Source organism: Amycolatopsis sp. WQ 127309, assembly GCF_023023025.1.
Lineage (GTDB): Bacteria > Actinomycetota > Actinomycetes > Mycobacteriales > Pseudonocardiaceae > Amycolatopsis.
The window spans coordinates 378,846-405,403 of the sequence record NZ_CP095481.1; the positions used below are offsets into that span (position 1 = coordinate 378,846).

8 protein-coding genes are annotated in these 26,558 nt (G+C 71.3%); 7 read left to right on the plus strand and 1 reads right to left on the minus strand.

Annotated features, from left to right (window positions below; genetic code table 11):
- Positions 1 to 5: 5 nt before the first annotated feature.
- The 7 genes from MUY22_RS01405 (at position 6) to MUY22_RS01435 (ending at position 15,829) form a co-directional block, all read left to right on the plus strand.
- Complete coding sequence (locus MUY22_RS01405; protein WP_247056161.1) at positions 6 to 959, plus strand: threonine/serine dehydratase; 954 nt, start codon at positions 6 to 8, stop codon at positions 957 to 959.
- Positions 960 to 1,122: 163 nt separating this feature from the next.
- Positions 1,123 to 1,911, plus strand: a complete 789-nt coding sequence (locus tag MUY22_RS01410) for an alpha/beta fold hydrolase (protein WP_247056162.1) — start codon at positions 1,123 to 1,125, stop codon at positions 1,909 to 1,911.
- Positions 1,912 to 2,165: 254 nt separating this feature from the next.
- Positions 2,166 to 3,170, plus strand: a complete 1,005-nt coding sequence (locus MUY22_RS01415) for a tryptophan dimethylallyltransferase family protein (protein ID WP_247056165.1) — start codon at positions 2,166 to 2,168, stop codon at positions 3,168 to 3,170.
- Positions 3,167 to 3,706, plus strand: coding sequence for an isopentenyl-diphosphate Delta-isomerase (idi, locus tag MUY22_RS01420; protein ID WP_247056166.1), 540 nt, complete (start codon positions 3,167 to 3,169; stop codon positions 3,704 to 3,706). The genes MUY22_RS01415 and idi overlap by 4 nt, the downstream gene beginning before the upstream one ends.
- Before the next feature lie 137 nt (positions 3,707 to 3,843).
- Positions 3,844 to 5,631 (plus strand): fatty acyl-AMP ligase, encoded by a 1,788-nt coding sequence (locus MUY22_RS01425; protein WP_247056168.1) that lies wholly within the window; start codon positions 3,844 to 3,846, stop codon positions 5,629 to 5,631.
- Positions 5,628 to 9,083 (plus strand): FAD-dependent oxidoreductase, encoded by a 3,456-nt coding sequence (locus MUY22_RS01430; RefSeq protein WP_247056170.1) that lies wholly within the window; start codon positions 5,628 to 5,630, stop codon positions 9,081 to 9,083. Before MUY22_RS01425 ends, MUY22_RS01430 begins: the two co-directional genes overlap by 4 nt.
- A 161-nt stretch (positions 9,084 to 9,244) precedes the next feature.
- The gene (locus MUY22_RS01435; RefSeq protein ID WP_247056172.1) at positions 9,245 to 15,829 is read left to right on the plus strand and encodes a hypothetical protein; all 6,585 of its coding nucleotides are present in this window, start codon (positions 9,245 to 9,247) and stop codon (positions 15,827 to 15,829) included.
- A gap of 595 nt (positions 15,830 to 16,424) precedes the next feature.
- On the opposite strand, the gene MUY22_RS01445 is transcribed toward MUY22_RS01435, so the two are convergent.
- Positions 16,425 to 26,348, minus strand: coding sequence for a hypothetical protein (locus MUY22_RS01445; protein ID WP_247056174.1), 9,924 nt, complete (start codon positions 26,346 to 26,348; stop codon positions 16,425 to 16,427).
- Positions 26,349 to 26,558 lie beyond the last annotated feature (210 nt).

The window sequence follows — 26,558 nt, forward strand, 5'->3', positions numbered from 1 at the left end:
GACGCATGCCCGAACCGGTCCGCCACGTCCGCGTACCCACCTACGACGACCTCGAAGCGGCGGCGAAGGTCGTCTCGGACCATCTCCCCCCGACTCCGCTGGACACCGCGTACGGCCGTGGCCCGGAGATCGCGTTGAAGCTCGAATCCCTTCAGCCCACCGGATCGTTCAAGGTGCGCGGAGCGCTCAACGCCCTGGCCGCCGTGCCACACGACGTCCCGGTGATCACCGCTTCCTCGGGGAACCACGGCCTCGGCATGGCGTTCGCCGCCGGCCTGACCGGCCGTTCGATCACGGTCGTCGTGTCGCGGAACGCCTCACCGGCGAAGGTCTCCGCCCTGCGCGCCTCCGGCGTCGATCTGGTGCGGTTCGGGAATTCCTTCGACGACGCGGAAGCCCACGCGCTGCGGCTCGCGGCCGAGGGCGCCTGCTACGTCTCGACGTACAACGACCCGTATGTGATCGCCGGTCAGGCGACGATCGGTTTCGAACTGGACGACCAGCTTCCCGGCGACGTCACCGTCCTGTGTGGAGTCGGCGGCGGCGGCCTGGCCGCGGGCCTCGGCCTGTGGCGGTCCCGCCGGCCGGGCGCGCGGATCGTCGCGGTGGAGCCCGAGCGCTCCACCGCGATGTCGGCCGCTGTGCGCGCCGGCACCCAGGTGGACGTCGAGGTGGGCGAGACGCTGGCGGACGGCATCGCGGGCAACATCGAGCCCGGCTCGGTCACGATCGACCTCGTCCGGGAGCACGTGGACGGCTTCGTGACGGTGAGCGAGGACGAGATCCGCGCGGCCATCCGCTACCTCGCCCTCGAGCGAGGGGTGACCGCGGAGGGATCGGGCGCGGTCGGCGTGGCGGCCCTGCTCGCGGGAAAGGTGCCCACCCGGGGAACCCCGGTAGCCGTCGTCACCGGACGCAACATCGCACGGTCTGCTTTGGTCGAAGTCCTGGGCAGCTGATCCCGTTCCGGCACCTGGAAGCGGTCACATTTCTCGAATCAGGCGTCGGCCGGTTCCCGTTGCGGCGTAAGGGCATCTCGATACCGGTGATCCCGGCCACGGCCGCGCGGGTCACAGTATTTCCGCAATCCTTTCCCACCAGCAGAATGGTAACGTCATCGATATGACGATCAGTCGACGCACCTTTTCCCTGGGTCTGGCCTCCGGCGCCGCGGGCGCACTGGCCGCGGTCGCCGCGCCGGCGTCCGCCGCCGCGGCCCCGCTACCTCCCGGCGCCAACGTGGTCCTCGTGCACGGCGCCTACGCCGACGGCTCCTGCTGGGGCGAACTCATCCCGCTCCTGCTGCGGGCCGGAGTGGCCGTCACCGCGGTGCAGAACCCGTTGTCCTCGCTGGCCGAAGACGTCGGGGCCACCCGGCGGGCCCTCGATCTGCAGACCGGTCCCACCGTGCTGGTCGGGCACTCCTACGGCGGCGCGGTGATCACCGAAGCCGGGCTGCACCCGGCCGTGCGCTCGCTGGTTTACTTGTCCGCGAGGGCCCCGGAGGCCGGCGAGGACTACACCGCGCTCGCGGCCGGGTTCCCCACACCGCCCGCCAACAGCGGACTGGAGTTCCACGAGGGTTTCGGCGGCTTGAACGAGGCGGCTTTCCTGGCCGACTTCGCCAACGGCGTCCCCCGCGAGCGGGCCCGGACGCTGTACGCGGCGCAGGGCCGGATCGCACAGACCCTCTTCGCCGGCCGCACCACCACCGCCGCCTGGCACAGCAAACCGAGCCGCTACCTGATCACCACGCAGGACCGCACCACCGCGCCGCAGCTGCAGCGGTTCGTCGCCCAGCGGATGGGCGCGCGCACAATGGAGGTGCCGACCGGCCACCTGTCGTTCGCGGTGCGCCCGGCCCTGGTGGCGGATTTCATCCTCGACGCGGTGCGCGGCCTGCCGCGCTAGCACGGCCTGTGCGCTGTCCTGCCGGACCGCGGAGTTCGGTCGGCGACGATAAGTGCAGATCACCTAGACCCGATCACCCGCCTTGTCCGCAAAAGTCCGCTGGCGTCAACCGAAACCGGAAACACTCACGGACATTCGACGTCCGAGCGAGCTGGTGGAAGGTGATGCGGATGACAAGGTGCACCCGGGCATGGCCGAGTGTCGAACTCGGTGACGAGCCCACGTATCGAGAGGTCGTCGCAGCGCATCTCACGGTGTTGTCCGAAACCGCCGGCCGGTCGGGCGAGACCGCCGCGCGTGACGTCGAGCTCGCGACGTCGCTGATGGGGAACTGGGTGAACGAGCCCGTCTCGCGGCTCGACGACCACCATTCCTTCGCGGCGAACGACGGATCGCCGGTGGAGTTTTCCTTCGCCATGAACCGATCCGAAGTGGAACCACGAGTGTGCTTCGAATCGCTCGACCGCTCCTCGGGTGCGCCTCACGGCCTGACGCAGCATCACTTCGTGCGGCAGCTGGACGATGTGCTGGCCGTCGACGTCAGCAGGCTTCGCCTCGTGGAGGACCTCTTCGCTCCCGGTCCGGCAGGCGGGCTGTTCTCGATGTTGTGCGCGACGGCGTTCCGGGCGGACGGCGATCCGCTGTTCAAGGTGTACCTGAACCCGGCCACGGCCGGAGAACCCCGGCAGGCCGTGGGAGAAGCAATGGCCCGCTTGGGGTTGGGCGCGCAGTGGGCGTTTCTCGAGAAGCAACTGGGTGCCGGGCGGTCGCCGCACCAGGAGATCGCGTTCTTCGCGCTTGACCTCGGCGCTTCACCTGAGGCCCGGGTGAAGCTCTACCTCCGGCACACCGGCTGCGGCCCGGCGGAGTTCGAGCGGGCCGCCGGCTTGGCCGAGGACTACCAGCCCGATCTCTTCACCAAGATCCTCGGGCGGCTTTACGGCGACGCCGCGGCCGGCCTGCGCAAGGCACCCATGACTTGCCTGGCGTTTCAGGGCAACCGCCCGCAGCCGACGTCCGCCACGCTCTACTGCCCGCTGGACCCGAACCTCGCCGACGACGCCGAGGCGAACGCGCGGATCGTCGACCTGCTGGAGATGTCGGGTATCGCCTCGGATCGGTTCGATACCGTCAGTACCGCGATCTCGGGGAGCCACCCCGCCGGCGCGCACCGGCTCAGCTGGCTAGGCTACAAGCAGCCGTCGGATCCCATCGTGACGGTCTACGCGGCCCTCGACGGATCGGGGCAACCCTCGTGAGCGAGTACGGCGAGACGGAACTGGTGGTCTTGCTCGACGAGCGGTTCGCTCCGGCCGGCACCGCGCCCAAGGCGAGCGTGCACACCACGGACACGCCGCTGCACCTGGCGTTCTCCTGCTACATCTTCGGTCCCGACGGCCGGGTGCTGCTGACCCGCAGGGACGTCGGCAAGAAGACCTGGCCCGGTGTGTGGACCAATTCCGTGTGCGGTCACCCCGGCCCCGGCGAACGCATGGAAGACGCCGTCGTCCGGCGCGGTCGGCAGGAACTCGGCGTCACACTCGCCGACCTGCGCATCGCCGTACCGGATTTCAGGTACCGAGCGGTCGACGCGAGCGGGATCGTGGAGAACGAATTCTGTCCGGTGTGGACCGCGACGGTCGACGCGGACCCGCGGCCGGCACCGGCCGAGGTGTGCGAATGGCGCTGGGTCGAGTGGATGGACCTGCTGACGATTGTCCGCCGAACCCCGTTTCTGCTCAGTCCGTGGGCCCAGCTGCAGGTCCCGCAGCTGCTCGCGGCCGAATGCCGCTGAGGGCCGTCACCGCGCGATCACGTTTCGCGACGTCCGGAGTGATGGCTGTCATGACGTTCGTGAGGTGAAGTCCTCCCAGATGGCCGCCCTGGTCCTCGGCGACCGGCTTCGGATGACTGCGCGCGCACGCTGGAAGCATGACGAGCTCGGCCACGCTTCCGACGGTCTTGGAGGCGCTGCGCGCCACGAATCCGGACCGTCCGCTCTTCACCTGGGTGGAAGACGACGGTGAAGACGGCAAGACCCTCACCGCCGGTGAACTCACCGAGGCCACGGACGAGGTCGCGCAAGCGCTCCGCAGCTGGGGAGCCGTACCGGGTGATCGAGCCGTCCTCGTCTACCCACCCGGGCTCGACTTCGTCACCGCCTTCACCGGCTGCCTCGCGGCCGGTGTGGTGCCGGTTCCGGTGTACCCGCCGGACCCGGTCCGGCCCGATCGCGCGATGCGCACGTTCGCGAAGATTCTGACCGACTGCGGCGCCCGTCTCGCGCTGACGGACTCGGGGTACGACCGGGCGCGCAAGGTCGCGGCCGTGGCGGGGTTCTTCGGCCGCGCCACCGCAGACGTCCCGCAGCTGTCGTGGCACCGGACCGATCGCCGGCTGCCGCGATCGGAGGGCGCGGAGCCCTGGCACGAGCCGGTTTCCCCGGCCGAGACGGCGTTCCTGCAGTACACCTCGGGCTCGACCGGAACACCCAAAGGTGTCGTGGTCACGCACGGGAACATCGCGCACGAGCTCGCGGCCAACGTCACCGACCTGCGGTTGCACGACGGGACACGCGGGGTGTTCTGGATCCCGCAGTACCACGATATGGGGTTGATCAACGTCATCCTCAGCACGGTGAGCGGTAATTCGGCGACGCACCTGATGTCCCCCTTGACCTTCCTGCGCGATCCCGCCGTGTGGTTCGCGGTCATGTCCCGGGTCGGCGCGACGGTCACCTCCGCGCCGAACTTCGCCTACGACCTGGCCGTGCGCAAGACGACCGCAGCGCAGCGGAGCGAGTGGGACCTCAGCTCGCTGGAGATGGCGATCTGCGCGGCCGAGCCGGTCCGGGACCGCACCGCCCGCGAGTTCCAGTCGGCGTTCGCCGTTTCCGGACTGCGCGACGACGTCTTCTTCGCCGCCTACGGTCTCGCCGAAAACACCGCGAGCGTGACCAATCGCGGCCAGGGCCGGGTGCTCCTGGACAAGACCTCCCTGGCCGCCGGTGAAGTCGTGGTGTCCGATGCCGGCCCGCACGCCACCGTCCTGCGCGGGTGCGGGAAGTCGAGCAAGGCCGGGGACGACATCAGGATCGTCGACCCGGACACCGGCCTGCCGTGCCCACCGCTGCGCGTCGGGGAGATCTGGGTGCACTCGGCGACCACCGCCGCCGGGTACTGGAACCAGCAGCAGCCGACCGCAGACACCTTCCACGCCCGGCTCACCGGCGTGGCCGAGTCCCGCGACTACCTCCGCACCGGCGACCTCGGCTTCCAGCTCGACGGCGAACTGTTCGTCACGGGCCGGATCAAGGACCTGATGATCGTCGGCGGCCGCAACGTCCACCCCGGCGATGTCGAAGACAGCGTCCGTGACTGCGACCCGCTGGTGCGGCCCGGCGGGACGCTGATGTTTTCCGTCGACGGCGGCTCCGGTGAAGACCACGTCGTCCTCCTGCTCGAGACACGCGCCCGGCAGCTCGCGCGCGAGGCGGCCCTGGCCATCTGGGCCGAAGTGCGCGCACGGGCCAGCCGTGACCACGGGATCACCATCGACACCCTGCTGATCGGCCGGCCCGGCTTCGCCGAGAAGACCACCAGCGGCAAGCTGCGGCGCCAGGTCGCCAAAGCGGCGTTCCTGGACGGCACCCTCGTGTACTCGAACGCCCTTCTCCACGCTCTCCGCTCCACCGGCCGTGGACCGCAGGAGGCCCGGTGAACGCCGGCCTCGTCGTGGCCTCGGGTCCCGAGGACCCCCGGCTGTACGACATCGACGACGACTTCCGGCAGGTCCTCATCGACCTGTCCGGCCTGGTCGCGTACTCGGCGCGCCACGGCACCCGGTTCCTCCATCCGGCCTCGATCGGTGCGCGCGGCACTCTGCGCGTTGTGGCCGATCCGGCCGTGCCCGCACAGGACTTCTTCCGCCCCGGCCGCGTCTTTCCCGTCCTCGGGCGGTACAGCAACTCCCAGGGTGCCGACGACCACGAAGTCTCGGTGCGTGGCCTCTCGCTGCGGCTGCTCGGCGACGAATCCGCCGGCCTGCTCGACCTGACCTTCAACACCGGTGAAGTGTTCTTCGCGCCGGACGCGAGCAGCTTCCGAGATCTCACCGCGGGTTCGGCCGCGCAACGGGACCAGGTCCTCGACGCGCAGCCGAGGCTGCGCACGGCGTTGTGGGACACCGAACGCGTCGCTGTGTCCTACGCGACTTACGAACTCCACAGCCAGGCACCACGCGTGTTCACCGCCGCGGACGGCTCCCGGTGGCTGGCCCGGTACCGCGTCCGGCCCGCGGACGAACCGGTGCGGCCCGGTCACTACGACCACGGCACCCAGTGGTGGCCGCCGACTCCACCCGAGGCCGTCGCCCGCCCGGCGGAGGAGACCGGAGCTCCGACCGCCCTGCGGGACGAACTACGCGATCGTCTCAGCGGGGGCGGCTTCGGCTGCGTGCTCCAGATCCGGCTCCGCCCGGTCGAAGCCGATCCGCGGCGGCTCGAGGACGCTCTCGACGCCACGAAGCCCTGGCCCGGCGAGTACCGGTGGACGGACCTGGCCCGGATCCGGTTCGACGAGCCGCTCCCGGACGAGACGACCGACGCGCTCGCCTTCGACCCCGCGCTGGCGCCGGCGGGATTCGGCGTCGCGCTGGCGCGATCCCCTCGATCCACCGCGTCGCTCGGGCACCTGCGTGCGCTGATCTACCGGATGACCTCACTGGCCCGGCTGGGCAAGCCGCTCCCGCCGCAGCTGGCCGGCCTGCTGCGCCCGCCCCGGCACGCCCTCGCCCCGCGCACGGTGTGCGTCATCGGAGCCGGCCCGGCCGGCCTCACCGCGGCCCGGGAACTGGAGCGCGCCGGCCACCGCGTCATCGTGCTGGAGGCCGCCGGGCACGTCGGCGGTAAGGCGACTTCCGTCGACGTCGACAGGCATCCCCACGATCTCGGCGCGCACATCTGCACCGGCCGCTACCGCACGCTGGCGGCGCTCGCCGCGGAACTCGGTGTCGGCACCGAACCGACGCCGGCCGAGCTGGTGCTGAGCACCGGCTCGTCCGGCCGGACCACCACCGACATGCGCTTCTTCACGGACGGTTCCGTCGAGCGCTACGAAGCTCTGCGTGCCGCGCGGTTCCCGCGCATCGGCGAACCGGGACTGGCCCACTCGGCCGCGGCCCTGGCCGCCCCGCTGTCCGAGTGGCTCGCCGAGAACGACTTGCAGGCGATGTACACCACGTTCGGGCTCGGTTACACGAGCGCCGGTTACGGCTTCCCGGACGACGACCTTCCCGCGCTCTACTTCGTCAAGTACGCCGAGACGACGGGATTGCTCTCCGACACCGTGCCCAGCGCGGAGGCGATCGAGGCCCGCTTCACCGTCAAGGGTGGATTCGGCGCGTTGTGGGAACGAGTCGCCGAAGACCTGGCGGACGTCCGGGTGAACACGACCGTGCTGGCCGTCACCCGCCACGACACCGCGCGGGGCGGCGTGGTCGTGCGCACCGACCGCGGCGTCGTCGAAGCGGACGACCTGGTCATCGCGGTGCCGCCGGACCGGATCGCCGGGGTCCTCGACGCCTCGGCGGCCGAGCACGAGGTGGCCCGGCGGGTGCGGTACCAGGGGTACCGCACGACCGTGGCCACCGCGACCGGGCTGCCCCAGGACGCCTTCTACTTGCTCGGGGAGTTCGCGGACAGCTCCGTGGACCGCGGGCACTGCGTCGGCTTCCAGCACCGGTACCCCGGCAGCGACGTCTACACCTGCTACTCCTACCTCGGCGAGGACACGGCTGGGCAGCTCGAACGCGACCTCGCAGCCTGCGGCGCGCAGGACTTCCGCGCTCACCTGCACCGCGACTGGTTCCTCATGCCGCACTTCACCAGCGCCGACGTGCGGGCCGGGGTGCTGGAGGACCTGGAGGCACGGCAGGGCGAGCGGCACACCTACTTCACCGGCGGGGTGCTGGGCTTCGAGTCCGTCGAGTGCGCGATGAGTCACGCGCTGGACCTGGTCCATCGCGCATTCCCCGGCCGGGACGCCGCGGCGGCCGCGGCCGGCGAACCCCAGCGCCCCGTCGGCCGTACGAGCGGCGAGATCCGCGCGTGGCTGGTCCGGTCCGTCGCCGAAGCCACCGCCGGCACGGCATACCCCCGGGCGCCGCTCTCCGAGCTTCCGCTCGGCTCGCTGGCGCTCGCGGGCCTGATGTCCGATCTGTCGACCTACCTGGGCTTCCGCGTTCCGCATACGCTTTTCCTCCAGCTGCCGACCATCGACGCCGTCGCGGGCTACCTCGCCGAAGGCGAGGCACCTTTCGCGGCGAAACGTGTACGTGAAACCTTCAGCCCGGGTGTTCGCCCCTTCTTCTGCGTGGGCGGCATCGGGGCTTCCGGCGCCTACTTGCGCCCGCTGGCCGCTTCGCTGGGACCGGAGCGGCCGTTGCTCCCGTTCGAGATCCCCGGCCGGCTTGACGGGACCGGAGCGCCCCTCGACGACGTCGAGACGATCGCCGAGGCTTTCGTCGAGCAGATCAAGGCATTGTCGCCCGAAGGCCCGTACCGGATCGGCGGCCACTCGTTCGGCGGCGTCGTCGCCTACGAGATCGGACGGCAGCTTCGCGCGGCGGGAGCGGAGGTCTCTCCGGTGCTGCTCCTCGACACCTTCGTGGCCGTCGCCGGGCAGCAACCGCCCGACGACGACGTCGCGGGTGCGCTGCGGGACCAAGCCGTCGTGCGCCACATGGCGTGCCTTGCCACCGGCACGTGCGACTGCGGCATCGATTTCGACGCGCCGCTCGCCGGGCAGCGCGACGCTCTGGCCCGGGCACTCGGCGCTACAGAGCCGGCTCGCTACGACGAGCACCTGGCGGCCATCGTCGAGGTCCAGCTCAGTTCGCTCCACGCCTACGCCAGCTACGCTTTCCCACCGTCCGATCTGACCGTGCACGTCCTGAAGACGGTCGGCGGGTTCGCACCAATGCCTTCGGCGCACTTCGGCCTGAAGCTCCACCTCGACAGTCCCGCCAACGGCTGGGAGCACGTCGATGTCGCGAAGGTCCGGGTGTTTCCCGTGAGCGGGAACCACTTCAGCATGTTCGTGCCACCCCACGTCACACAGGTTGCGGGCGCCATCGAGCACAGCCACCCCGATGGGAAGCAGACGACGGAGTGACGGGCCGCACACGCACTCGCCGTCGGTGACTGATCCTGTGTGGACAGTTCGCGATTCGTGGATGTTTCCCCTGCAGGTTGGGGTTTTCCCGAGGCGGAGTCCGCGACCGGCCTGCCGAAGGCGCTTGCTGGGTTCTGGTGCGTGCCGGCAACGGATCCGGCTTGCGATTCTCGGAGAAACCTTGTAAGGGCAGGTGGTGTGAGGTGAGTCAGGACGTCGATCGCTTGCCGGCGGAGTTGCAGAAGTTTCTCGAAGTCGTTTTGGGAGGTCCGTGGCCGGAGGGCGATTCCGACGCCTTCAAGGCGTTGTCCCGAGAGTGGCGTGAGCTGATCGTGGCGCTGGACAACCTGGAGGCGGCCCTGAGAACGGGTGGTCCGGGTGTGCTGTCGGCTCTGGTGGGTGAAACGGGCCACTCGCTGGGCGAGTGGCTGTCCGGGGGCGCGGCCTCGGGTGTGACGGAGTTGCGGTCGAGTGCCGCGGAGATGGCGAAGATGGCGAAGAACGCCGGCGCCGATGTGGTGAAGACCAAAGCATTGCTCGGGATCATGGCAGGGATCACCCTGCTGGCCGTACTGGAATTGCTGACCTCGATCATCGGCATTCCCTTCGTGCCCGCGGTGGAAGCGGCGGCCCGGGTTTCGTTGTGGGCGGTGCTCAAGGCCCTGACCGCGCGGTTGCTGGCGATGGCCCCGCGTGAGGTCGCGCGCCTCGCGTTGCGGAGTGCCGCGAAGGTGGGGCTGGAAGCCGGGACATCTGCGGCGAAGTTCGCTGCGGTGGGTGGCGGTCTGATGGGTGGGCTGGACCTCGCGATCCAGGGAGGCCAGATCCTGGCCGGGGAACGCGACGGCCTCGACACCCGGTCGTTGCTCGGTTCGTTCGTCGGTGGCGCGGTGGGAGGCGCGTTCGCGGGCGTGTTCCACGGTGTCGCGGTGTCGGTGCGGAACGTGGCTACGGGCGCGGCGACCGAGCTGGGCGGACAGTTACCGCGGTACGTGCGTGGCGTGGGGCAGGTGTCCTACGCGACCGGTCAGGTCTTGACGGCGGTCATGTCGGCGCCGGCGGTGAACGCGGCGTCGGGGCAGTCGCCGGGGGCGTCACCGTGGCTGGGTGCGCTGGGGGCCGTCGGCGGGCTGGGTGGCGGCCGTCGAGGCCGATCCGGTGGTGATGGCGCGTCGCTGGACGATCGGCTGCAGGCGGTCATGACGGAGAAGCCGCCGGTGGTGACCATTCCGGGCGGCGACGGCGAAAAGTCTTTTGCCGGCAGTGAAAAGCCGGAAGAACCCAGCGCGGGCACGGAGAAAACCACGCTGACGACGGGCAAGGACAACACCTCCGCGATCGCCGAGGTCACCGAGCCGGCACGGCAAGGTGGCGACGCCGACATCGCACCGCCGGCGTACACCCCAGTCGCGGAACAGCCGGCCGATACGACACCGCCACCGGCCTACACACCGGCCCTCCTCCCATCCGGCCAGGTCATCGGCACCGTCTATACCACCGGCACGGTGTCCGGCGGTCTCCTCGCCACGGCCACCACCGGTGGTCCTCCGCCCGTCATCGCCACCGGCACCGGCACCGGCACCGGCACCGAACAAGCGGCGCACCACGCCGCCGCGAGCCTCGCCCCCGCGGAACAGACCAGCCGAGCCGCGGCCCGGCCCGCCGCGAGCACGACCATCGGCTACGGCAGGCCGGGAACCACAGCCTCCGTCGTGCCGGCCGCTGTCATCGACGGCACGGCCGCGCGGGGAGCCTCCACACCGGCAGGCTCCGCGGTGGTGAGTGCCGGCCCGGCCGGCCGGGCCGCCGCAGGACCGCGGCTCTCACCGCAGCTCAGCCACCATCTCGAAGGTGACGTCACCCGGCCCGTCACGTCCGCGGACGGCACTGGAGCGCACACTCCGGACGCGGCTGTCGCCCACACCGCCGAGCCTGACATCGCGGCAACGACCGCCGCCGTGGCCGGGCACCCGGGCGCCGGATCACCGGTGCACGACGAACCCGTGCCGGCGCGGCTGCTCCGGTCGGCCGACAAGACCATCGTCGGGGCCGCCTTCCTGCCCCCGCACGAAGCCGACGTCGTCGAGCGGGCATACGCCCGCGGCGCCGGTGACGGTGCGGCCGGGTTCCAGCTGGTGTTCCACCGCACCCCCGCCGGGATCACCGAACCGGCGACGACCGGTACGGCGCGGCCGGTCAGCGACGCGGGCTTCTCTCGGCGGCTCGAGAACCTCAGGACCAGCCTCGACCACCTCGGGGAAGCCCAGCTGCCCTGGCACACCCTGGAACTGGTCGACTGCGGTTCCGGCACCGCGCACGCGGCCGCGATCGAGGACCTCGGCCGCCGCGCGGGCTACACCCGGGACGTGGTCGGTTATGCCCACGGCCGCGCCGTCGAGATCTCCGTCGATCGGGGCCGCCGCGTTCTCGCACCCGGCGAAGCCCCCACCCCCGGCGCCGTCGTCCTCGGCGAAACCGGGATGCAGCTCGCCTTCGATTCCGGACAGCACCGGCTGGGTGAGGTCCAGCGGACCGTGGTGCGGCAGAACATCGCGCGGAGACTGTTCGACGAGCTGGTGACCACCTATCGCGGCGGCGACCGGATGGACCCGGTCGAGATCACCGGGTACGGCGGAACGGCGGTCCTCGTCGGGGATGTCGGGGAGTTGCGCGCGAAGGACGTCCGGTCGGAGCTCGCGCAGAGCTTCCGGGAACTGCACGCGGCCGCCGCGGCCGAGCCCGGTGCCGACCTGCCGCCGTTCCACCAGCTGGAAGCGAAGCTGGTCGCGAACAGCGGAGGCCACGGTTCTTCTGCGGAGCAGCAGCGCGGGGTGACCATCCGGCACAACCGGACCCACGCCACACCGTTGCGCGACATCCACGACCGGGTCTCGACCGGGAGCACCCGGCCGGGGCACGCCGACCCGATCGGTTTCGACGCCGGCGGGATTCCGGGCGGCATGATGTCGTCGCCCAACCCGCTCGCGGTCCTGCTCGAATTCGACGGCCCGCATCCGGGCGGCACGGAGTTGTTCCGCCGGCGGCTGCAGACCTTGATCGCCGGAGCGCCGAGCTGGAAGGTCGACGACCGCTACTCCGAAGTGCGGACGCAGACCACCGACGGCAGCACCTTCGACTGGTCGCAGACCGCCTCCGTGCTGACCAAGCTGCGTGACGAATGGGGTTATGCCGCGAGGCCGAGGATAGTCGTGGGCTTCCGGGGCACGACCCCGGACGTCGCGACCGCGGCCAGGACCGGCCAGATCGTCAAGGCGTTCGAAGCGCCGTTGTACTGGCTGGCGAACGAACTCGGCAACCGCCACGGGCACCGTGATCTCACCGGCGCCCGGCCCCTGCCGTGGCCGGCCGACCCGCGCGAGGTCCGGCGGCTCGACGACCTGCCGGGATCGTCCTCGCCCGGCTACGCCCTGCGGTACCAGGACGAAGGCGTGATGTTCCAGTTCTGGAGCCCGGTTTCGTCACCGGGCGCGTTGCAGGTCCAGACGGCGATCAGCACCGCGATCTTCGAGACAGCGCAGGATCCGGCCAAAGCGGACCGGATCGCCGCTGCCCTCCGGCGGCCGGCGTTGCTGGCCGACCCGGCCGTCACCACATTCGAGCAGCGGTGGCGTCAACTCCTGGAATTCCTGGACTTGACCGAACTCGGCGGCCGGATGCCGGAACGGGTGGCCCAGCTGGCCGGCTGGACCGCACCCTGGCAGGCGCCCGCCGGAGAGATTGCCGCCCACGCGTCGCTCCTGGCCGGTGACAGCCAGCTGGTGTTCCCCCGTCCGCACCAGAACACCGCGTCCGTCGCCGGGACTGTGTCACAAATGCGGCCGCTTCCTCAGGGAGCGACGGTCTCCTTCACCGTGGATCCGGAAACCGACGTCGTGCGGACGTGGAACGGCGCGGCGCTCACCCCTCGCGAGTTCGTGCCCGCGGTGCTGCGCAGCCTGCAGTTCCCCGATGACGAACGTCGCCTGGCCCTGCTGGTGGAGAGCGACAGCCGCGAAGCGGAGACCCTGCCGGGCCGGAGTATCGCGGAGACCTTCGTCGACGACGATCCCAGCCTGAAGGTGTACCTGCCGAGCTCGGCGGGCTGGATCAGGTACGAGACCGGCCAGGCTCCCCGGCTGCTGCCCGCGCACCTGGGGACGGCGTTCGCGGCCGGCCGCACCGACGGGGTGGCGTTGCGCCACCTGACCGTCGCCGCCGACGAGGAAGCGATCATCGCCGGGAACGACGACCTGCCGACCTACGTGAAGGCTCCGCCCAGCTGGGCGCCCACGGTGCCCGAGCTGGCTCACATCCCGGGTTTCGAGCCGGCCGCGGCCGGGCAGCGCCGCCAGGCCTACGTGCCGGAGCTGTTCGTGGCCCGGGCCGTGCGGGAACCGGCGATGGCTCGCGGCGACTTGGTGCCGTCTTACGAGCAGGTCGAGGCATCCCGCGGCGCCGGGGTGGTGCCGGTGTCGTCCGGGCCGGCGCACGAACGCGACGAACGACCAGTCCCGATGCCCGCGCGGGAAAAGGCGGCCGGAGAAGAGTTCGAAGACCGGTTCCAAGCCGTCGCGGACGCACCCGTTCCGCGCGACGGCCACCTCGTCCCCTTCCACTCCGGTGGTGTGCCGGGCGGGCTGACTTCTTCACCCGCCGCCCGGATCGGGTTTTCCCTCGTCCTCCACCGGCCCGGTCACGCCACCGCCGGCGAACCGCTGCCGCCGTTCACCCGGCAGGCGCTGCAGCAGGTCGGCTACGCGACAGCCGCGTCCGGCAGGCGTGCCCCGGACGACCTCTCACGGTGGACCTTCCTGCCCGAAGGTCCACTGAACCAGGACACCCTGATGTCGCCGATGCGGCGGCCCGCCGACGACCCGTGGCGCGAGCTCCCGGACGCTCTGGACGCCGCTCGCCGCCTCGCCAGGGAGTCCCGCAGGCACCTCGGTGTTGTGCTCCACGTCGACTTGGACGGCGCTCGCGATCCGGAAACCTACTACTGGGTCACCCGGATCATGGCCGAGCACGGCGACATCTTGCACGGCTTGGCCGACCGCTCTGCCGGGGCCGGAGACGCCGGGGTGCGGCGCGCGTGGCCGAATCCCCTGCCGCTGACCGGTACCGGCGCCGTGACCTCGGCCCGTGACGTACACGCGCTCAGCCCGGCCGGGAACGAGACGGTCGACTTCACCCGGGCCGGTTTCGGCGACCGGCCCGGCTCGATCGCCTTCCGGCTGGGAGACAACGGTCCCGCCCGGTCGGACCCCGGGCGGATCCAGGTGCTGGCCGAGTTGAGTCTCGGCGTGCTCCGGGCGGCGGCCGATCCGGCCCGGCGAGTTCTCGTCGAGGACCTGCTCGACCAGCCGGAGCGGTCGGCGAACGCCCAGGATCCGGCACGCGTGCGCGATCTGGTGCGGTTGCTCGAGCCCACGCTCGCGATGGCCGAGCCGCTCGCGGGGATCCACGCCGAGTCGGCGGCGCGGACCGGACGCGCCCCGGACGTTCCACTGTGGAGTCACGGGTTCACCAGCACCGACGGCAACCTCCACATCACGGGCCCGGAATCCGCCGTCGCCGGGCGGGACGCCCTCGCCGCCCTGCCGGTGATCCGGCACGCTCACTTCGTCGAGTTCACGCCGGACGCGGGCTGGGGCGCCGTCCGGACGCCGTCCGGCACGATCGACGCGTACGATTTCGGCAAGCTGGTCGCGGACCGGCTGTCGCCGGACTACGGAGCGGTCCTCGTGCTGCGCGGCGAGCCGCTCTTGCCCGGAGCCCCGGACCCCGCGCGACGGAGCAGCGTCCCGGCGCAGCTGTCGCTGACGGTTCCCGGAGCCGTGGTGCTGGCGGCCTCCGCGGACGGCTGGCACGTTTTCCGCAACGGCGAACCCTTCCGGCTGTTCCGGGACGAAGACCCGGTGACGCTCCCCCTCCTCGAGCCCGACGCACTGGTCGAGGCGGCCCGGCAAGCGATCGGTGAACGGCTTCCGGCCCGGCTGCTGCGCACGTCGGACGGAACGGTCGCCGGTGCGGCGTTCCTTCCCCGTGCGGAAGCGGACGCTGTCGAGGCGGCGTACGCCGGCCTCCCCGCGGACCGGTTCGAGGCCTTCGACGTGCTCGTCCGCACCAATCCGGTGAGCACCTGGCTCGGCGTTTTCGCCGAGCCGCGCTGGCACGGTCCGGCGTGGCCCATGCCCGACAGCTCGCTGGTGAACTACCTCACCGCGGTGGTGGCGAGCCTCCGGTCGGGCGGGGTACCGCACGTGTCCGTGGAGCGGCTCCGGCTGGTCGGCGGGGCCGGCGACGGCCACGCGGCCGCCGTCCAGCGGCTCGCCCGCACGGCGGGCCTCGCGCACCGGGTCACCAGTTTCGGCCACGGAGTTCCGGTCGAGGTCACCGCCGGCGGCCCGCGAGTCCTGGACCTCGGTGCGGACCCGGTGCCCGGTGCCGTCGTCCTGGGCCACGAGCCCGAAATCGCGCAGGAGTTTCCCCGTCGCCCCCAACCGGCAAGGCCCGTGGCCGAGCTACCTTCGGTCTCGGAGGGCGAGGCGGAGTCGTCCTCCGGTGACCGGATGAACGCGGACGAGAAGTCTTCGTCCTGGACGTCCCGCGACAGCCGCCAGGCCACCGGCCCTGCCCTGCGCCGGCAGGCCGGGCAGACCGCTCCGCGCGACGCCCCCGCGGACGAAAGCACGGCCCCCGCGGACGGCTCGTCCGGCGAGGACCGGCCGGAGTCGTCCGGCTCGTGAGCGGCAATGAAGGGGTGGATTCACGTGGCCGCTGCAACGGGCTCCGTTGTGGACAGCCGCAAGCCGAGGCGTTCGGCGAAGCGTCCCAGCCGGGTGTCTCTCGCGGGCGGCCGTTGAGTTCGGCGGCGACGGTAGCCAGGTGCTTCGAGTGTGGACCGAGAGATCAGCGCCGGTGGAGAAGTACCGGCGCAGCAGGCCGTTGGTGTTTCTGTTGCTGCCGCGAGCGCGAGTCGCGCACCTAGCCGGCCAGGCCGGCAGCCGGAGTGACCCGGGCGTGCCGGGCCGGCTCGGCGCCCTGGTCCCAGGCCAGTGACCCGCGCAGCTGCCCAGGCAGGTCCGGACGACCGCGATCACGACCTCGGCCGGACGGTCGGAGATCGGGACCATCCCGGTGCTCTTGCCGCCGGCCGTGCGGCGCCCGCCGGGCATCTGTCACGGGCGTCGCAGCGCGCGGCCGGTGCGCAGGCAGGCGGCCGGTTCGGCCTCCGCCCTGCACCTCGAGATTCTGGTGGATCGTTTCGTGGGACACCTGCGGATCCGGGCGATCAGGGAACTGTCGCGCTGGTGGCCCGGTAGCCCCTGAGCGGGCGAACGGTCACTCCTCAGGTTCGGCCTTGACCTGAGGTTCGGGAAATTCGTACTGCTCGCCGTAGGCGGCCAGGATGAGGCCGTAAGGATTGGCCTCGGGATCGAAAGCGTTGTCCAAAGCGACAAAGACGGTGGCGCCGACCTTCACCGTGCGTCCGGGGTTGTTCCTGTCGGGGAGGGACACTTCGACCCCGAGGAAGACGGTGTTGATCCGAGCGTCGTCCCCTTCACCCGTCTCCGGGTCGGTGGCGGAGTTGGCGAAAGCCGTCGAGTTCGCGGCGCCCTCGCTGCTCATCAGGTCCGGATCACGCTCGCGGCCCGCCGCCATGTGGTAGGCGGGGTAGGCAGGGTGCCGCTCCCCCCACTCTTCTTCGATCCGCCGACGCGGGCCCTTCTGCTTCGCGGTCACGTAGAGCTTGCCGAAGTGCGCGCCGGCGTAGATGCCGATGAAGTGTCCGTTTGCGAGCGTCGGTTGGTTCTTGCCGGGCACACTCCCGGGGACGTGCGCGAGGAACAGGCCCAGCTGGTGGACCAGCCCTGGTTCGTGCGCGGCGACGTGATTTTTCTTGACACGTCCGACGTAGACGTGCTGACGGTCGTCCACAGGTCGTAACGGCGCTTCACGAACGCTGTCCGGCGTGGGGTTGACCGAAGTGCGCACCACGCGCCGGATCTCATCGGCGATCCGGCGTTCCAATTTCGGCCACAGCTTGTCCAGGTGCCGGGCGGCGGCCTCCGGCAGCCGGGGGTCGGCTGGATCTTCGGCGATTCCCTTGAGCTCGGACTTGCCGAAGACGATCTTCGCGGTGATCTCGCCGGCCCGCCTGCGCACTTCCGGGTGCAGGTCTCCGTCGGGCCCTGCGAACGCGGGAGCGACGCGGTACAGCGGATCGGCCGGATCACGCCAGTGGAACAGGTCGTCCATTCCCTCGATGGGGCGCAGCCCGTGCCGGATGGCGTGGGAGATGTACAGCTCCGGCAGATCCTCGTCGGCAGGCGCGGGCCAGTTCGTCCGGCGCCGTCCCTGATCCTCCCAGAAGGTCCCGTCCGGCAGTGCTTCTCCACGGCTTTCGGCACCGGAATCGGGAGCCGTGTTGTACAATGCGGCCGCTCGATGGGCGGGTACCCGTCCACCGGAGGCGGCGGCGACGTCGGCTGGAGACGCTCCCGTATCCAGCCTCGCCAGCACCCACCGGTCCACGTCCTCTGGGGTCGCACCCTCCGGCAGCCGGCTCGTGTCCGCGGCTTGGTCGGTCCCCAGGCCGGCCGGCCCGGTGCTCGTTTCGGCGCGAACTCCGGCGAAGCCCGCGTCCGTGCTGGTGGTCAGGCGGCGCTTGGAACGGCCGACGGCATCCTCGGCGCTCCGCTTCTCGCCCGCCACCGGCTCCCGGGCCGGTGGCGGGCGGTACGCCATGGTCAGGCCGGCGGAACCCGCCGGTGCAACGTCCTCGCTCTCGCTGTGGCGTTGCCCGGCCTCGGTCGCGTCATCGCCATGCCGGTCACCCCCGGGCTCGGGCGCCTCCGCCTCGATCGAGGCGAGCACGCTCGTGATCATCTCGGGTGTCGCGTAGACCCGGCCGGCTTGCAGCGCTCCGGCGATCTCCGGCACCGCGCGGACCCCGTTGCGCACCAGCTGCTCGACCACGCCCCGCAGCACGTGCTCCGGCACCTGCTCGAACTCGGTGCTCGCCCAGGCCTCTCCGCTGGACAGCTGGGTACGTGCCCGGGCCGGCCAAACCCGGTGGATCGCCGCATCGATCCGGAAAGCTCCCGTGGTGACGCCCGCCTGGCGCACCGCATCCGCGACGTCCTGCACGCGCTCGGTGCCCAGGGGCATCAAGCCTCGCACGATCTCCTCCAGTTCCGCGTCGCTCACCGTGTGCCGCGGCCGCGGCTGCGTCCCCTGCACCCGGTGCTTCGATTCCATGAGCCGGGTACTCGAGAACTTGATCCCCTTCTGCCGCAACGCTTCGGCGATAACCTTGCGCGATGTGGTTTTCCTCTCGCTGATCACTCGCCGCACTTCGTCATCCAGTGCCTGGTCGTCCGGCTTGGCCCGCTCTTCGCTGCTCGACGCGGCGGGATACGCGACCGCGTCGTTCACGGAAGCCGTGGTTCTCCTGCTCGGCTCGGTACCCTGGACCCGATGGATCATGGCCTGGATTCGCGCGTCGTCGGCGGAAACTCCCAGCGCTCGCACGGCGGACGTGATGTCGTACGTCTTCATGTTCGGCGCGATGACTCGTCGTACCGCGGCCTCCAAAGTCGCGTCGTCCGTCCCCCACTTGCCGGGCTTCGTGCCGCGCACCCGGTGCACGACGTCGCGGATCCGCCCCTCATTGGAGACGCCTTCGGCTCGCACCGCGGCCACGATGTCGCCGATCTTCGTCATGCCCAGGCCCAGTACGCGGACCACGGCGGCCTCGACCGACACGTCGTCCACCGTGGTCCGGGGAACCAGCCTCGGCGTCGTACCGCGGACTTGGTGCACTATGTCGCGGATTCGCGCGTCGTCGGCGCCGACGTTGCGGGAGCGAACCGCAGCGATGATCTCGGTGACGGTCTTCTTGTCCTCTTCCTCGACAGCGCGTCGTACCGCGGCTTCCAGGTCGGCGTCGTTCGCCGTCGGATTCCTCTTGCGCCGGGTGGCCGCCCGAGGCGTCGAGCCGGTTTCCGGTGTCGTCGAGGGAGACCCTGGAGCGAGAAACAGCGCGGTGGCCGAGGAGATGTCGACGTCGCGGCCGAGCGGGCCGCCCGCAGTCAGGTCTTCGGGAGCCGCCGGGCGCTCCTCGGCCGGAGCCAGCTTGGCGAAGGCCGTGAACATTTGCTCGGTATCTCCCGAGTCGATCGCCGCGCCGCCCAGTTCCCGGTGCGGGAGCGTGACGTCGATCCGTGCCGAGATCCCGGCTTCCGGAGCGACATCGGCCGTCGTCACCTTGATGGCGGGCTCGCCCGGCGAGGGGAGGCCGTAACGGCTCAGCCGGGCGGCTTCGGCCAGGTATTCCGTGCGGTACGCGTCCTCAACGGCGACCGGCTCCGCGGCATCGGAACCGTGAGCGATGATCTCGGCACTTGCCCGGGGAGCGCCGTTGAGGAGCCGCCAGGAGTCGGCCCTGGCTGCCTGCCGGGCGGCCCTGGCCACCTCGGCCAAGTGGTCGCCAGGCCCGGCTGCCGACCGGACCCGTGCGACCGGGATGTGGTTCGCGGCGAGGTCTCGCAGCGGCACCGGTTCGCCGCCGAGATCGTCTCCTCGCGCGATGTGACCGCCGTCGTCGAGCCTCATCACCCCGCCGTAGTCCCACAGCCGTCCGAGCACGCTCGTCGGCGCAACGAAGTGTCCGGGGAGTCCTTCCGGCCGCTCGGTCCGGGCCTGCATCATCCGCACCTGGCTGACCGGCTCCGCCGCACCGAGCCTGCACGCGTGCAAGAAGGTGCTCGCGGCCGGCAAAGCCGGATTCCGCTCCGGCAGGATCGAATCCAGGGCCGGGCCGGCGATCGTCAGCCGGTCCCCGGAGGTCATCGGGTCCTCGGTGCCCAGCGCGACGCCCACGCCCGTCGGCGAGCCATGAGCCACGATCAGCGAAGTCGGCGAAGGCGCCGGAACGAGATAGGGGGCCCACGTGCCGTCGGGTTGCCCCGGTGACGATTCCCTGGTGAGGTAGATCCGAAGCCGGATCGCGCGGTCGGCAAGAGCGGGTACGGCCATCGCGGAGGAGTCGAACGCCAGCGACGGGTACGCCCGCCCGAACGTGCCGAAGCGGCTGGAGGCGAGAGGGAACCCGAACAGCCGGCTTTCCCGCAGGGCAGCCGGAGCGGCCTCGTCGAACCCTCCGGGCACGACCAGCCCTCGTTCGTCGTCGACGAGCCGCGCCGGTCCTCGCGGCGCGTAGACCGTCCGCTGGTAACCCCCGCGGGCGAAGCTCTCCTGGAACTCCCGGACCGAGACAGCCACGCCGCCGACGGAGTGCACCAGGACAGCCGGGGGGACGAACTCCGGGTCGTCCTGGTGCCCGAAGCCCGAGGTGCCGAGCACCTCCCGGAGTTCCGCACTGTGCCGGAGGGCCTGCCCGAGTTCGTGATCCGAAAGAGTCACGGATTCATGGTCCGAGCGCACAGCCAGCGTCCCGGCAGCCGTGCGCTTCACCACGACCAACGCCGGGAGAGGCGCCTCCTTGCCTGGCGTCACCGCAGAGGTGAAGCCCGTGAAGTGCTGAGCGCCGGGCGTCCGCGCCCACCGCGTGAGCTCGTCCAGCAGGGCATCGTCGTCCGGAGAACGGACCAGGTGCAGGACCCCGCCGCCGTCCTCGTCCCTGATCGTCGTCACCCGGACGTCTCCCGCGTGCAAGCCCGACACCGAACGGAACACCGCATCCGACGGCTCGCCGTTCACCGGCCCCACGAGTGCCACGACGTCGTTGAAGTGGCCGCGCTGCCGCAGCTGACGCCCCACCTCGAAACCGAATTCGCGGTAGCCCACCACCGAGCCCGCGAAGTCCGAGACCACGACCACCCGGCGCCCGGGGTCCGCCAGCGCCGCCGGCAAGCCGGGATGCTCCAGCAGCAGCGGCACAGCCTCATCCGCGCCCAGGTCGACCGAACCGCCCCGCACCCCGACCCGTACGTGCGTCCGGCCACCCGACGCGGCGAACAGCACCACCGGGTTCCGGCCGCCGGCGCCGGACACCGCGGCCAGGACCCGGGCCCGCGCGGCGTCCCCAGCGGGGTCGTCGCTTGGGAAGCCGAACGCGACACCATCTCCGTGGTGACGGGTTTGCCGCAGGCTCAGCAGCGGGGCCTTGACGAACGTCTCGTCGTCGACCTGCAGGACGCCGTCAAGCTCCCGCGGAGCAAGTGTTCCCCACCGGGAGAACTCCGGCCGGGGACCGGTGATGTCCTCCAGGTGCTTCAGGAACGCACCGACCAACTTGTCGTCACGCTTGCCGTCGTGAGCCGTGTGGAACACCACCAGCGGCCGGTGCACCGCCGGATCGGCCGCCCAGAGCGTCGCGGCCACCCGGGCGGCGAGCGTTTCCGCCGGCACCGATCCGGTGGCCGCAGGCAGGCGGAAGCGTCCCCCCTCGGTCTCCAGGGCCAGGGTGATCGGCCGCGCCCGGCCTTCGGCCAGCCAGTCGGCCCATGGCGCTACCGTCTCCTGGAACCCGCCGCCGCGCTGCCTGACGGCCAGCAGCTGCCGGCTGCGGGCGGTCACCCGCTGTTCCCACAGGTTCCGGACGGACCGGGCGCTGTCGGCATCCGTGGTCAGGTTGATCAGGCTGACCTGCCCGTCGGTGTCCGTCACGACCGTGTCAGGGAGCTCGTCGAGCGACGCCGCGGCCGGTTCACCCCAGAGCAGCATCGCTTCGAGGTCGTCGGCCCCCGCCTCGGCCAAGCGGTCGAACGGGTCGGGCAAGGCTCGGTACCGGGCGGCGAGGTCCACCGGCCGATCGGGGAGCAACCCGGCGAACGCCTGTGGGTACGCCGCGAGGTCGTCCTCGGCCAGGGCAGTCCCGCCGAGTTCGGCGAACGGGACCGAGAACGCGATCCGCGCCGCGTCGTCCTGGCCGCCGGAAGCGCGTCGTGTTTCGATCACGGGCTCACCCGGAGCCGGGAGACCGAACCGGTCGAGCCGGCGTCCCTCCTCGAGATAAGCCTGCCGGTAGGCCTCCTGCGCGTGATGATAGGCACCGAACTCGTCGTTGCCCCCGACGAAGATTTGCGCGCTCACCCGCTGGACGTCGTGCCGCCGGCGCCAGGAGTCCGCTCTCGCCGCACGGCGGGCGGCCAGCCGGACCTCGTCGAGCCGCGACCCGGTTCCCCCCGGCCCGGACGTCACCCGCGCCGGGGGGATGGCGTTCGCGGCCAGGTCGCCGAGCGGGATCGGTTCGGTACCGGTCTCGTCAGCGCGGACGACGTGCCCTCCGCGGAGCACGCGGACGAAACCGTGCTCCGGTTCACGACCCACCTCCCGCGTGGGCCCGACCAGGTCCGCCAGCGGGCTTCCGGCGGCCAACGCCCGAAGATGCATGAGCTGCAACGGACTCTGCGCATGAACTGCGTCGGTGTAAGCGGCCCAGCACGCCTCGAGCATCCGGTGTTCGGGACGGTCGGCGAGCCTCGGCAGGTGGGCCCGATCCAGGAGAACGGCGTCCGCCGCGGCTCCGGTCAGCCTGACCCGGTCGCCGGCCAGCGCTGGATCCTCCGTCCGCAGCGAGAAGTCGAACCCTCCTTCGGTGGAACCGTGGACCCGGTCGACGTCGGTCAGCGGGCCCGACGGCACGAGGTACGGCGTCCACTTGCTCCGCTCCTGCCCCGCCGCGTCTCGTTCCTTGGTCTCCGAAAAGTAGAGCCGCCGGTTCAACGGCCGGTCTCGCAGCAGCGACGCCACGCCACCGGCCAGGTCGAACGCCCGCGACGGGAAAATGCGGCCGTAGCCGCCCAGCCCGGGCATCGCGAACTCGAACCGGCGGACGCGCTCCGGGCCGGGTGCGGTCGCCAGGACGGGCTTGAGCCACCCGTCGACGGCCTCGAAACCGCCGTGATCACCGAGGTTCTTGACGCCCCCGGCCGGGGTGTAAACGTCCCGGGCGTAGCCACCCCGGGCGAAACTCGCGGCGAATTCCTCGATCCCGGTCGCTTCGCCGCCGGGAGTGATCAGGAGCACCGGCGCCCGGTCTCGCCGATGGAGACCGGACATCGGGTGGTCCAGCATCCGCCGCAGGTGCTCGTCGTGCCGGATCACCTGCCCCAGTCCTGCCGGGGGCAAGAACCGAGCTTCGCCGTCGGACCGGGTGACCAGGTGGCTGCCCCCGGTCTGCAGGGAGATCACGACGACCGGCCGGACCCTGGTGCCGTTGACCGACATCGCCCCGGCCATGGTGGTCATCTGCTGGGCTTCCGACGTCCGTGCCCAGCGGCGCACGGACTCCAGTATCGCCGCGTCGCCGGGGAAGCGAACGAAGTAGATGAACTCGACATCCGACGAGTCGGCGATGCGGGCCACCTGCACGTCACCCGCGTGCAGCCCCGAGACCAACCGGAACCCGCCGCCCGCCGCCGGGCCCGTGGGGGCGTACACGTCGTTGAAGATGTGTTTTTGCCGCAGCGCCCGCGCGAAGTCGAACCCGAAGTCCCCGTATCCCGTTCCGGAACCCGCGAAGTCGGAGGCCACCACGATCGGTCGTGCCGGATCCGTCACGGCGTCGCGGAAGTTCCGGTCCTCGAACAGCAGCCGTACCGCGTCGTGGCCTTCTACGTCGTTCGTGCCGTTCACCACCCCGGCTCGTGTATGCCCCGGTCCACCGGCCGTCGAGACGAACACCACCGGGTCCGCCACGCCCACCTCGGCCGCGGCGGAGGCGGCGACGCGGGCGAGGTCGTCTGGTTCGGTTTCGCCGGGAAAGCCGAAAACGCTCTCTCGTGAGTGGTAGCGGACATCCTCGAGCTCGAGCTCCGGCCCGCGGAAAACGTCCGCTCCGGCCGGCAACCAGAACGTCCCGTCCCGCCGGACCCCGAACGCACCCTGGTACCCGAAGGTGGGAACCGGGCCGGTCAGGGCGACCAGTTCCTCGAGCAGCGTCGCGGTAAGCCGGTCGTTCGTCGCGGGATCGGTGTCGCGGGTCAGCACGACGAGGGGTCCACGAGGTCCGGCCGGACTCGTCCGGGCGAGCACCCCGGCCAGCAGCCGCGGGGTCATCAGCTGCGCTTCTTGTCCAGGCCGGGGCACGACGAACCGGTTCCCCCGCGCCTCCAGCAGCACGAAGTCCGCGGGCATCCGGCCGGTCGCCAGCGAACGCCCCCAGGGCGCCGGGACTTCCCGGTGGAACCGGCGGAGGCCCCCGATCTCCGTGACTTCGGCGTAGGTCCGCTGCGCGGCGGCAGTGCTCTGGTGCCAGGCCAGGTTCACCTGCCGGGCGGAGCCCGGATCGGCGATCAGGTTCACCAGGTTCCGCCGGTTCTCCGCGTCGGTGACCCACCTCGCCGCCAGCTCGACGAGGGAGAATCCCGGTCCCGCACCGGCGCGAACCGGCGCGGCCGGGCCGGCATCCGCCGGCACGGACTCGGCGTCGGACTCGTCCTCGTCGGACCAGAGCCGGTCGACACCGGCCTCTTCCGCCCGCGCGCTCGAGCCTTCGGGCGCTTTCGTGACCGCACTGGAACCGGGGTCGACCGGGCGACCGGGCAACCGGGCCGTCCCCGTGTCGTCCCCGCCGTCACCGCTCGGTCCGGCGGCCGCGGTGGCCGGCCGTGCACGATCACCGCGCGCAACCGGGGCCGGCACCGGTTCGTCCCGGCCCGCCGGAGCCGACCCGCGCGAGGAACTGGTCGCGTCGCGCGATTCGTGGTAGCCGGACGCCGTACCCCGGCCCGTACTCACCAGCCGGTCGGTCGCAGCCGCCTGTCCGGACAGCGGAACTTCGCTTCCGGTCCGAAGCCGCGGCGCGGTCTCGGTGCGCGGCGGCCCGTCCGCCGCAGCCGGCACGTGCGGCCGGTCCGGCGCCGCCGTTTCGGCCCGGCCCCCGCCGGCAAACGCCGGCGATTCCGGACCGCGAGCACCACGGACCGGAGCGGCGGCCAGGCGACCACCCGCCGCAGCGTCGCGTGAAGTTTCGGGGGAAGAAGCGCCGTCCACAGCCGCGAGGGTGACTACCGCCGCCCCGGTATGCCGATCGATCGGTGTTTCCCCGGGTGCGCGCTCCCCCGCCGCGGCCGCTCCGGCGTCCGGTGAATCCAGTCCGGATGGTTCAGCCGAACCGAACACCACACCGAACGTCCGGACGTCGGATGCCGGAGCATCGAGTACTCCGCTCTCCAACTCGGGCGACCGGCTCGAGTAAGGAGGAGGCGGGTCCGAGGAAGTACCCTCGCCGTCCGGCGAAAACAGCTTGTCACCCTTGCTGCCGGCGTCGGAGTGGCCGCCGGGCTCGTCCTTGTCCGTCACATCGGGGACGGTGATCGACGGCGGGCGCAGATGCGCCGCCTTCTCCAGCAGCCCATCCAACGACGACGACACTCCAGTGCCGCCACCGTGACGCCCGCCGCGACCCATCGCGCCCAACGCGCCCAGCGCCCCCAGATACGACGCCGCCTGCGGCGACCCCGTCGCCGCATTCACCGCCGGCGCCGTCACCACCACCGTCGCCACCTGCGCACCGCCGTACAACGCGTGCGCCACCGCCCGCACATATCCCGGGGACTTCTCGCTCAGCCTCAGCGCCGTATCCCGCACGAACAGGCCGCCCGCGTGCACCACCCCGGCGAACGCACCCCCCAACGCCCCGCCCACCACCGACCCCAGCACCGACCGCCCGTCCAGGCCCTCTCTCGCCCCGAACGCGATCTGCCCGACCTGAAACCCCAGGTCCAAGCCTCCCATCAGCCCCGCGCCCAGCACTGCGAACTTCCCCGCCTGCACCCCCACCTGTCTCAGTCCCCGCGCCGCAGCCGAGAACGTCAAGCCCCGGATCCGCGCGACCATCGCCGCCACCACCGCCCGCACCGCCGCCAGCGCCCCCAGTTCCACCGCCGGGACAAGCAGTGCCCCGATCACCGTCGAGAGCAGCTCCGCGATCGTCAGCAGCGCGAACAACGCCATCGCCGACATCAGGAAGATCGTCTTCACCACATCCGCGCCCGCGTTCCGCGTCAGCTTCGACGACTCCCGCGCCCCCGACACCAACGCCCGCAGGCCCTCCGGCGCCTGCCTCTCCAACCACTGCCCCGTAGCCCGGCCGACCATGCCCACCAGCGCCGCGTCCACGCCCGCCCCGCCGACTTCCACCGCATCGATCAGGTCGCCCAGAGCGTCCGCCAGGTCGTCCCAGTCGTCCGCCATCGCATAAAGTCCCGGTACCGATCCTTCTGGTATCGCGATGCCCAGCACCACCTCCAGGAAGTGCTGCGCCGCCGCCGGGACGTGGACCCCATCACTCACCCGTTCGCTCCCTCCGCGAAAATACTTCACTCGTCATCGGAAGAAAGGCGCGGCATAACGCTAACCGGGCGCGATCCGCCGGTCACCCGTCTCGAGCTCCAGCGCTCCGAACAGGGGAAGTTCACTCACCGGACGTCGGGAACGCGGCCTGCGCAGTCCTTTGTGGAGGGTTTTCCTCTTTCCGCCCCCCGCGGTCGCCCGCCGCGACGA

What these genes read in the sequence shown, in the direction of transcription:
- MUY22_RS01405 (WP_247056161.1), top strand. Translation starts at nt 6, where the DNA reads ATGCCCGAACCGGTCCGCCACGTCCGCGTACCCACCTACGACGACCTC.
- MUY22_RS01410 (WP_247056162.1), top strand. Translation starts at nt 1,123, where the DNA reads ATGACGATCAGTCGACGCACCTTTTCCCTGGGTCTGGCCTCCGGCGCC.
- MUY22_RS01425 (WP_247056168.1), top strand. Translation starts at nt 3,844, where the DNA reads ATGACGAGCTCGGCCACGCTTCCGACGGTCTTGGAGGCGCTGCGCGCC.